The organism is Paenibacillus sp. P22, assembly GCF_000469945.2.
Taxonomy (GTDB): Bacteria; Bacillota; Bacilli; order Paenibacillales; family Paenibacillaceae; genus Paenibacillus_O; species Paenibacillus_O humicus.
In genome coordinates this window covers 1-9752 of record NZ_CBRA020000180.1, presented here as the reverse complement: position 1 = coordinate 9752, position 9752 = coordinate 1, and the positions used below count along the sequence as shown (strand labels likewise).

General features: G+C 61.7%; 8 protein-coding genes and 1 pseudogene. All 9 read right to left on the bottom strand.

The features are described from left to right. Window positions 1–371, bottom strand: a pseudogene (locus BN871_RS21370) (tRNA (guanosine(37)-N1)-methyltransferase TrmD); the annotation flags it as partial. A gap of 4 nt (window positions 372–375) precedes the next feature. Beyond that, entirely contained in the window at window positions 376–894 is a 519-nt protein-coding gene (gene rimM, locus BN871_RS21365; RefSeq protein ID WP_048748696.1) for a ribosome maturation factor RimM, read from the bottom strand. Window positions 895–1050: 156 nt separating this feature from the next. After that, complete coding sequence (gene rpsP / locus BN871_RS21360) at window positions 1051–1323, bottom strand: 30S ribosomal protein S16 (protein ID WP_048748695.1); 273 nt, start codon at window positions 1321–1323, stop codon at window positions 1051–1053. A gap of 85 nt (window positions 1324–1408) precedes the next feature. Beyond that, the gene (gene ffh / locus BN871_RS21355; RefSeq protein WP_048748694.1) at window positions 1409–2785 is read right to left on the bottom strand and encodes a signal recognition particle protein; all 1377 of its coding nucleotides are present in this window, start codon (window positions 2783–2785) and stop codon (window positions 1409–1411) included. Between the two features lie 70 nt (window positions 2786–2855). Then, a complete protein-coding gene (gene ylxM / locus BN871_RS21350) occupies window positions 2856–3236 on the bottom strand; it encodes a YlxM family DNA-binding protein (protein WP_048748693.1) in 381 nt (126 codons plus the stop codon). Between the two features lie 119 nt (window positions 3237–3355). Beyond that, the gene (gene ftsY / locus BN871_RS21345; RefSeq protein WP_021879125.1) at window positions 3356–4351 is read right to left on the bottom strand and encodes a signal recognition particle-docking protein FtsY; all 996 of its coding nucleotides are present in this window, start codon (window positions 4349–4351) and stop codon (window positions 3356–3358) included. Between the two features lie 75 nt (window positions 4352–4426). Further along, window positions 4427–8005, bottom strand: coding sequence for a chromosome segregation protein SMC (gene smc / locus BN871_RS21340; protein WP_048748692.1), 3579 nt, complete (start codon window positions 8003–8005; stop codon window positions 4427–4429). Window positions 8006–8149: 144 nt separating this feature from the next. Then, the gene (gene rnc, locus BN871_RS21335) at window positions 8150–8854 is read right to left on the bottom strand and encodes a ribonuclease III (protein WP_021880978.1); all 705 of its coding nucleotides are present in this window, start codon (window positions 8852–8854) and stop codon (window positions 8150–8152) included. Further along, on the bottom strand, window positions 8844–9752 hold a 909-nt coding region (gene fabF / locus BN871_RS21330; protein WP_048748691.1), incomplete at its 5' end, for a beta-ketoacyl-ACP synthase II. The genes fabF and rnc, both read right to left, overlap by 11 nt.

The window sequence follows — 9752 nt, the reverse complement described above, 5'->3', positions numbered from 1 at the left end:
CCGCAAATGAAAATCAAGCGTTCCTCGCGCGCGAGCTCTTCCGCCTTGCGCTGGCTGAACGGCTCCCCTTGCGGACACATCAGAATAATGCGCGGAGGCTTGCTCTCCGCCGCCTGAGACTCGACAGCGCCGCCGCTGGAGCCCCCGAGCAGATCCTCGACCGCCGAGAACACCGGCTCGGCCTTCAGCACCATGCCGCCGCCTCCGCCGTAAGGATAGTCATCGACGGTATTGTGCTTGTTGTTGGCATAATTCCGAAAGTTGACTGCCTGCAGCGAAACGATGCCTTTGTCCCTGGCCTTGCCGAGTATGCTCGCTCCGAACACGCCGTCGAACATTTCCGGAAACAGCGTCAAAACGTCGATGCGCATCTCCTTACATCAATCCTTCCATGAGCCGTACCGTTACTCGCTTCGCACGCACATTCACGTCAAGCACGACGTCGTCGATGTAAGGAAGCAGCAGCTCCTTGCCGTCCTTCAGCTCCACCGCCCAGACATCATTGGCGCCGGGACGGAGAATCTCGGTCACAAGTCCGAGGCTTTCTCCCTCTTCCGTGACGACTTCGGAGCCGATGATGTCCGTGTAGTAGAATTCGCCCTTTGCAAGCGGCTCGCGCTGGGAATCGGACACCTTCATCAGATATCCCTTGAACTTTTCGACCTCGTTGATGTTTTCGTAGCCTTTCAGCTTGACGATGTACACGTTCTTATGCGATCTGGAGCTTTGAACCTCAACCTGAACGCCGCCGGGAGTGCCTTCCTTCTGCAGGGAAAGCCTGCTTCCCGGGGCAAAGCGCTGATCGGCAAAGTCCGTATGCGGCACGACCTTAAGCTCGCCGCGGATGCCTTGCGTATTCACGATCTCGCCGACTGTAAACCACTGCTCCGCCATGCTCAGTTCCTCCTTGGTCAATGACGCCTGTGCGAATGATCACGGCGTTCGCTCCTGGCGCCGTCAAGAATTAATTTCGGAAGCAAAAGGGCTAGGATATTCATCCTAACCCTTTTCCGAGCTTATATTCGGGAAATCCCTTTTCGGGGAAAATCCTTACTTTTGAAGTTTCTGCTCGTGGAATTTCTTGAGCACGCCTGCTTTGGAAAGCAGGTTGCGGACGGTGTCGGATGCTTGAGCTCCGGTTTGCAGCCATTTGAGGGCTTTTTCTTCGTCGATGTTCACTTGAGCCGGTTGTGCAACCGGGTTATAAGTGCCGATTTCTTCGATGAAACGGCCGTCACGCGGCGAACGGGAATCAGAAACTACCAGACGGTAGAACGGGGCTTTGTGGGCACCAATGCGTTTGAGACGGATACGTACTGCCATTATACTTCACCTCCTTGAAAGAATAAGACGTCTTCGGCTTTCCCTGAAAAGGAATCGCTTCACGGACGTTATCGCAGGCTGAAGATCAGCCGAACGGGAACTTCATGTTTTTGCCGAGCAAGCCTTTGAGGCCTTTCATGCCGCCTTTGGGGCCTTTCGGACCCATCATGGAGGAGAATTGCTTCATCATCTTGCGCATGTCGTCGAACTGCTTGATCAGCCGGTTGACTTCCGCCACCGAGGTGCCGCTGCCTGCGGCGATCCGCTTGCGGCGGCTGTGGTTGAGAAGCTCGGGCTTGCGCTTCTCTTCTGTCGTCATCGACTTCACGATCGCTTCGACACGGCCGACCTGCTTGTCGTCCACTTTGAGATCCTTCATGCCCTTCATCTTGTTCATGCCGGGCAGCATATCCATGATCTGATCCAGCGGGCCCATGCTGCGGACCTGCTCCATCTGCTCCAGGAAATCCTCGAAGGTGAACTCGGCGTTGCGCATCTTGCGCTCCATCTCGGCAGCCTTGTCGGCGTCGATGCTGGACTGCGCCTTCTCGATGAGGGAGAGCATGTCGCCCATGCCGAGAATCCGGGAAGCCATCCGTTCCGGATGGAACGGCTCCAGCGGCTCGATCTTCTCGCCGGTCGCGGCGAACTTGATCGGGCAGCCCGTGACGGCCTTGACCGAGAGGGCCGCTCCGCCGCGGGTATCGCCGTCGAGCTTCGTCAGCACGACGCCGGTGAGCGCCAGCTGGTCATGGAAGCTCTGGGCGACGTTGACCGCTTCCTGGCCGGTCATCGCATCCACGACGAGCAGCACTTCATCGGGCTTGGTCACTTCATGGATCTGCTTCAGCTCTTCCATGAGCGCCTCGTCGATGTGAAGGCGGCCGGCCGTATCGATGATGACATAGTCCAGGCCGTTCTCCTTGGCGTGCTCGACGCCCTGGCGGGCGATCTCGACCGGAGAGGTCTGGTCGCCCATGGTGAACACCGGCACGCCGATGCCTCCGCCCACGACCTGCAGCTGCTTGATCGCCGCCGGGCGGTAGATGTCGCCCGCCACGAGCAGCGGCTTGTGGTTGGATTTCTTCAGCATGAGGGCAAGCTTGCCGGAAGTGGTCGTTTTGCCGGCGCCCTGCAGGCCCGCCATCATGATGACCGTCGGAGGACGGTTCGCCTTGGCCAGCTTGCTCTGCGTGCCGCCCATCAGCTCCGTCAATTCCTTGTTGACGATGTCGATGATGACCATGCCCGGCGTGAAGCTTTTCTGCAGCTCCTGGCCGAGGGCGCGCTCCTTCACCTTGGCGATGAATTCCTTGACGACCTTGAAGTTGACGTCGGCTTCCAGCAGTGCGAGCCTGACCTCGCGCATGGCTTCGTTCACATCGTCTTCCGTTACCTTGCCTTTGCCCCGCAGCTTGCCGAATACGTTCTGCAGCCGGCTAGACAACCCTTCAAAAGCCATTCCCGCCACCTCCTGTCCGCTTCCATGCGTATGTTGTCGTTATATCAGCCGCCATAAGGCGGTCATTCTCTCAATTCTCCTGCTCTCCAGGCATGAGCGACTCCCGGAGAGCCTCCGCCAGCTCCGCGAGCCTGGCTCCGGCAGGGGTGAGAGCGATCTCTCCCAGCTCCGCCTGCAGCTCGTCCAGCAGTCTGGAGGCCGCCACCGAGCGGGACAGCATTCCGAGCTTCGACTCGTAATCCTCCAGCAGCGCCGCGCCGCGCTTGACATGCTCATATACCGCTTGGCGGCTGATGCCGAGCTCGGCGGCGATCTCTCCGAGCGAGAAATCGTCCAGGAAATAATACGTCAGGATGGAGACCTGCTTCTCCGTAAGCAGCTGACCGTACAGATCGAACAGCATGTTGATCCGTGTCGTCTTCTCCAGCGCGTCGCGCTGATCGGCAGCCATCGGCAGCAGCTCCTTCCAGATCCTGCAGGCCGGCCGCAGCCGGTCATCCTGCGTTAGCGAAACTTATCATACCCTACGCCGGGGCAGGTGTCAAGCTTTTGACCTTGTCAGCAATCAGGCTATTGTTCCGGCCCGGAATCCTGATCCCGGATAAGGCCCGCGAACAACGCATGCACGAACTGCTCGGAGTCGAATTGCTGGAGGTCCTCCATCTTCTCGCCGAGGCCGACGAACTTGACGGGAAGGTCCAGCTCATGGCGGATCGCGATGACGATCCCGCCCTTGGCCGTGCTGTCGAGCTTCGTCAGCACGAGGCCGGTCACGCCGCTCTTCTCGCCGAACATCTTGGCCTGGCTGAGCGCGTTCTGCCCTGTATTGGCGTCGAGAACGAGCAGCACCTCATGCGGAGCGCCCGGAATCTCGCGCTGGATGACGCGGAAGATCTTGTTCAGCTCTTCCATCAGGTTGCTCTTGTTCTGCAGCCTGCCCGCCGTGTCGCACAGAAGGACGTCCGCCTTGCGCTGCTTGGCCGCCTGGACGGCGTCATACATGACCGCCGCCGGATCGGAGCCCGCCTGCTGGCGGATGACGTCGACGCCGACGCGCTGGCCCCACACTTCAAGCTGCTCGATCGCGCCGGCCCGGAAGGTGTCGCCGGCCGCCATCAGCACCGATTTCCCCTCGCTCTTGAACTTATGGGCGAGCTTGCCGATCGTCGTCGTTTTGCCGACGCCGTTGACCCCGACGAACAGAATGACCGTGATGCCTTCGTCCGCCATGCGCAGCTCGCTGCCGTTGTCGCTGCCGAGCAGGCCGATCAGCTTCTCCGACAGCACCGGCTGCAGCTGCGCGGCATCCTCGATCTTGCGCTTCTTCACCTCGGATCGCAGGTCGTCGATCAATTCCATGACGGTGTTGACGCCGACATCCGCGCTGATGAGGATTTCCTCCAGCTCCTCGTAGAAATCCTCGTCGATCTTCTTCCTGCGGGTGATGAGCTCCTCCACCCGTTCCACGAGAGCCGTGCGGGTTTTGGCCAGCCCGTCCTTGAATATCGTCGTGACCGACTCCGTCTTGGAGGCGATGCTTTCTCTAAGCTTCTTGAAAAATCCCATGCCGTTTCCTCCGGTCCTTCATTATTCTATAGTCGAGGCAGGCAGCGATGGCGCCGCCGCCCTCTGTTGCGCCAATCAGGCCGATACGGCCGCCTCCTCGTCCTCAAGCCGCACCGATACGAGCTTGGAGACGCCGCCCTCCTCCATCGTGACGCCGTACAGCACGTCCGCTTCCTCCATCGTGCCTTTGCGGTGGGTGACGACGATGAACTGGGTCAGCTCCGAGAACTCCCGCAAATACTGGGCGAAGCGCGCGACATTGGCCTCGTCGAGCGCCGCCTCCACCTCGTCGAGCACGCAGAAGGGAACGGGCTTGACCTGGAGGATGGCGAACAGCAAGGCGATCGCGGTCAGCGCCCTCTCGCCGCCGGAGAGCAGCTGCAGGTTCTGCAGCTTCTTGCCCGGAGGCTGGGCGACGATGTCGATGCCGGTCTCGAGCACCCGTTCGGGATCGACGAGCACCAGATCGGCGCGCCCTCCTCCGAACAACTTGGAGAATACGACGACGAAGTGGCGGCGGATCTCCTCGAAGGTGATCCGGAAGCGCTTCGACATCTCCTCGTCCATCTCCCGGATGACTTCATAGAGCGTCGCCTTGGCCTCGACGAGATCCAGCCTCTGCGCATCCAGGAATTCATAGCGTTCCCGAACCCGCTGGTATTCTTCGATGGCGCCAAGATTGACTTCGCCGAGCGAGGCGATGCGCCGCTTCAAGTCGCGCACCGCCGTCTGCACCTCGGCGGCTTCTCCCGCCATGGAATAGCGGGTTTTGGCCAGCTCATAGCTGAGGCCGTATTCCTCGCTCAGCTTGCGGAGAAGGTTGTCCAGCTCCACATCCAGCCGGTTGACGGCGATTTCCGTCTGCCGGAGCTGCTCCTCGACGCGCTTCAGTCCGCTGCGCTGCTCGCGGGTTTCGCTTTCGCCCAGCTCAAGCTCCTTGCTCTTGTCCGCGCGCGCCGACCGCTTGAGATCCGTCTGCGCGGAGCATTCCTCCTTGCGCAGCCGCAGCCGGTTGAGCTCCTCGATCTGCTTCACCGACTCGGCTTCGAGCGATTCCTGCTCTTGAAGGCGCTCGCGCAGCGCGGCCTCCAGGGAAGCCGCCTCCGACCGCGCCCTGCCGCTGTCGCCCTTGATCCGGTTCAGCACATCCTGCACGGCAAGCCGCTCCTGATCCGCCTTCGCGACCTGGATCTTGAGATCGGTCAGCTGCCCCTGCAGCTCCTCCTTCGCCGATTCGCTCGCCTTGCGCCGCTGCTCCGCCATCGCGATCGCTTCCTGCAGGCCCGCTTCGCGTATGCCCAGCTCATCGAGCCGGCTGGCGGCTTCCGCTGCCGCCTGGTCCAGCTGGCGCAGCTCCTCTTCGTTGCCGCTGCGGTCGGAACTGAAGACCGCGCCCTGTTCGGCAAGCGCGGCGGCCTCGCTCGTGACATGCTGCAGCTCCGTGCGCCTCTGCTGCTCCTGCACGTTCAGCCGCTCCGCCGTCTCCCGATGCTCGTCCCGATTTTGGGCGGCGATAGACAATTCCTTGCGCAAGTCCGACTGTTCCCCCCGAAGCCGATCGATCTGCTTCTGCATGTCGGAGGCTTCCATGTCGAGCTGTTCGATCTGCCGCTGGCGGCCGAGCAGGCTTGCGCCTTTCTTCTGGAGACTGCCCCCGGTCATGGAGCCGCCGGCATTGACGACGTCGCCTTCCAGCGTCACGACGCGGAAGCGGTAGCCGCAGCGGGCTGCGATCCGGTTGGCGCATTCCAGATTCTCGGCCAGAAGCACGTTGCCGAGCAGATTGTTCACGATATTCTCGTACCGCGGCTCGCAGCCGACCAGCTCGGCGGCAACGCCGATGTAGCCTTCCATCGATGCGGCCTGGCGCTTGTCCTGCTCCGGAACCGATCTCCCCTTGATGACATCCAGGGGAAGGAACGTCGCCCGTCCCAGCTGACGCTGCTTCAGGAAAGCGATCGCCGCGCGCGCCGTCCGTTCGTCCTGCATGACGACATGCTGCAGCGCTCCGCCCAGTGCCGTCTCGACGGCGGTCTCGATCCGCTGCGGCACCCGGACGAGCTCGGCGACGGCGCCGTGCACGCCCTCGAGTCCTCCGGAAGAGCGCCGCGCAGCCTTGAGCACCTCGCGGACGCCGTGCATGAAGCCGTCGAGCGCATCCTGCATTTCCTTCATCGTATCCCGGCGCGAGGTGAGCGCCTCCAGCCGCTGCTCCCATTTGCGCAAGGCGGCGCCGGCTTCCTCCTGCAGACGCTGAATCTCCTGCACCCGCTGGGATTGCTGTATGTATTGGTTCCGAACGGACTCCAGCTCCTGCACCGTCCGCTTGAGCGACAGCTCAAGCTCGGCCCTGCGGCTCTCCAGCCGTTCCGAATTCTCCTGCCATTTGCCCTCTTCGCCGCCAAGGCGGTCCATTCGGCGCTGGAGCGATTCCTTCTGCTGCTCGGAATAGCGGATTTCGTTGCGCAGCTGGGCCATCGTGCTCAGCACTTCCAGCAATTCGCCCTTGAGCGATTCGCCCGCTTCGGTCGAAATGCCTCCGGCGACTCCCGCCAGGCGGCCTTCTTCTCCCTGCATTCGGCTGCGGAGATCGATGAGGACAGCCTCCAAGGCGCTTGCCTTGGCCCGGATCTCCTCTTCCTCCGCGGCCATCTGCTCCTGGCGGCCGCGCAGCGATTCCAGCGACTGCTCCAGCTGGACGCGGTTGCCGTCGAGGTTGCGGCGGCGCTCCTTGAGCACCTCGCCGTATCCTTCGCATTTCTCGTAGTCCTCGCTGTACTGCAGCATAGCCGCATGCAGCTCCTCCAGCTGCGACTCCAGCTCGCGCAGCTGCATGCGGTCCTTCTCCAGCAGCGCATCATGCTTGCTGACGACCGAGGACAGCTCCAGCTCCTCCTTGCGGAGAACTTCGAGCTTGGCGTTGTTCTCGTTCCAGCCTTGATGCACCTGATCGATCTGATGGACGTACAGGCCGATCTCGCTGCTCTTGAGCTCTTCCTTGAGCGCCTTGAACTGGATCGCCCGCTCCGACTGCTCCCGCAGCGGCTCGACCTGATCCTCCAGCTCCGAGACGAGGTCGTAGATGCGCAGCAGGTTGCTCTCGGTGTCGTCCAGCTTGCGCTGGGCTTCCCGCTTGCGGGATTTGTACTTCACGATGCCGGAGGCTTCCTCGAAAATGCCGCGCCGGTCCTCCGAACGCGTGCTGAGGATTTCCTCGATGCGGCCCTGCCCGATGATGGAATAGGCTTCCTTGCCGATGCCCGTATCCATGAACAGCTCCGTAATATCCTTGAGCCGGCAGGACTGGCGGTTGATCATATATTCGCTGTCGCCGCTCCGGTGCACGCGCCTGGTCACCGTCACCTCCTGATGCTCGAGCGACAGCGTGCCGTCGGAGTTGTCCAGCGTCAGCGAGACCTCGCCGTAATTGACCGCCTTGCGGGCGTCGCTTCCGGCGAAGATGATGTCTTCCATCTTGCCGCCGCGGAGGCTCTTGGCGCTCTGCTCGCCGAGCACCCACCGGATGCCGTCGGAAATATTGCTCTTGCCGCTGCCGTTAGGCCCGACGACGGCGGTAATGCCGCGAACAAACTCCATTTCGGTTTTGTCCGCAAAGGATTTGAAGCCCGATAATTCAATCCGTTTCAACAACATGGGTAGCGGTTCACCTCTTGTGGCTATTGTACCATACGGCAGGGCGGCTGGTCAGCGTGCTTGGCGCGTCGAATCCTTCCATGGGCAATAAAAAAAGCCCGGGCACCTGAAATGACGGTGCCGGGCTCTGGATGGCTGGCGGTGCTAATCGGCCTGCGGCTCCGAAACTGCCTGCCAAGCTTCCTCGGCGGCCTTCTGCTCCGCTTCCTTCTTGGTGCGTCCAATGCCGCGCCCGCGAATCTCCTCGCCGACGTGGACATGAACGACGAACTCCCGGTCATGGGCCGGACCGCGCTCCTCGGCAACGCGGTATTCAACGCCGCCAAGGGAAAGATTCTGCACGCGCTCCTGCAGCTTGGACTTGTAATCCTTGCCGGAGAGGCCCTCGTTGCCTTCCAGCCGGGCGAACATGACCCGGCGGAGAAAGTCCCTGACCGTGTCGACCCCGGCGTCCAAATAAAGCGATCCGACAAACGCTTCGAACAGATCGGCCAGCAGCGCAGGGCGCTGCCTGCCGCCAAGCTGCTCTTCGCCTTTGCCCAGACGGACGAACGAGCCGAAATCAAGCCGCTCGGCGAATCTGGCCAGCGAAGGCTCGCAGACGATCGCCGCCCGCATCCGGGTGAGATCTCCTTCCGGGCGCTCGGGATAAGTCTGGAACAGATGCTCGGACACGAGCAGCTGAAGCACGGCGTCGCCCAGGAATTCGAGCCGTTCATTGTCTTCGGTTACGGCATCGCGGTGTTCGTTCACGTAGGAAGTATGCGTGAAAGCCTGTCTCAGCAGCTGGGGCTTGGCGAAGGTGAAGCCTAGCTGGCGCTGCAGGTCCTGAAATCGCTCACGCTTCATATTTCTTCATGATGATCGTCGCGTTGTGGCCTCCGAATCCGAAGGAGTTGGACAACGCCGTGCGGACATCCGCCTGGCGCGGAACGTTGGGCACGTAGTCCAGATCGCATTCCGGATCCTGATTGTCGAGGTTGATCGTCGGAGCGATGACGCCGTTCTGCAGCGTCAGCGCCAGGATGACCGCCTCAACGCCGCCTGCGGCGCCGAGCAGATGTCCCGTCATCGACTTGGTGGAGCTGACGGCGACTTTGTAGGCATGCTCTCCGAACGTATTCTTGATCGCCGTCGTCTCGGACTTGTCGCCGACCGGCGTCGACGTGCCGTGCGCATTGATGTAATCGATGCTCTCCGGCTCCAGCTTCGCGTCGCGCAGCGCCATCTTCATGCAGCGTGCCGCTCCGTCCGGATCCGGCTCCGTCATATGATGGGCGTCTCCGCTCATGCCGTATCCGATCACTTCGGCGTAGATATGGGCGCCCCGCGCCTCGGCATGCTCCAGCGATTCCAGGATAAGGACGCCTGCGCCTTCGCCCATGACGAATCCGTCGCGGTCGACATCGAACGGACGGCTCGCCTTCTGCGGCTCGTCATTGCGCACCGACATGGCGCGCATGGAGCAGAAGCCGGCCATCGCCATCGGGCGGATCGTGGATTCCGCGCCGCCGCAGATCATGACGTCGGCGTCGCCGCGCTGAATCATCTTGAACGAATCCCCGATCGTATGGGTTCCTGTCGCGCATGCCGTTACGACGGTCGTATTGGGACCTTTGGCGCCGGTCGCCATCGATACTTGGCCGGAAGCCATGTTCGCGATCATCATCGGAATGAAGAACGGGCTGACCCGCTTAGGCCCTTTCTCCAGCAGCACGCTGTGCTGGTCCTCCCAGGTGCCGAGGCC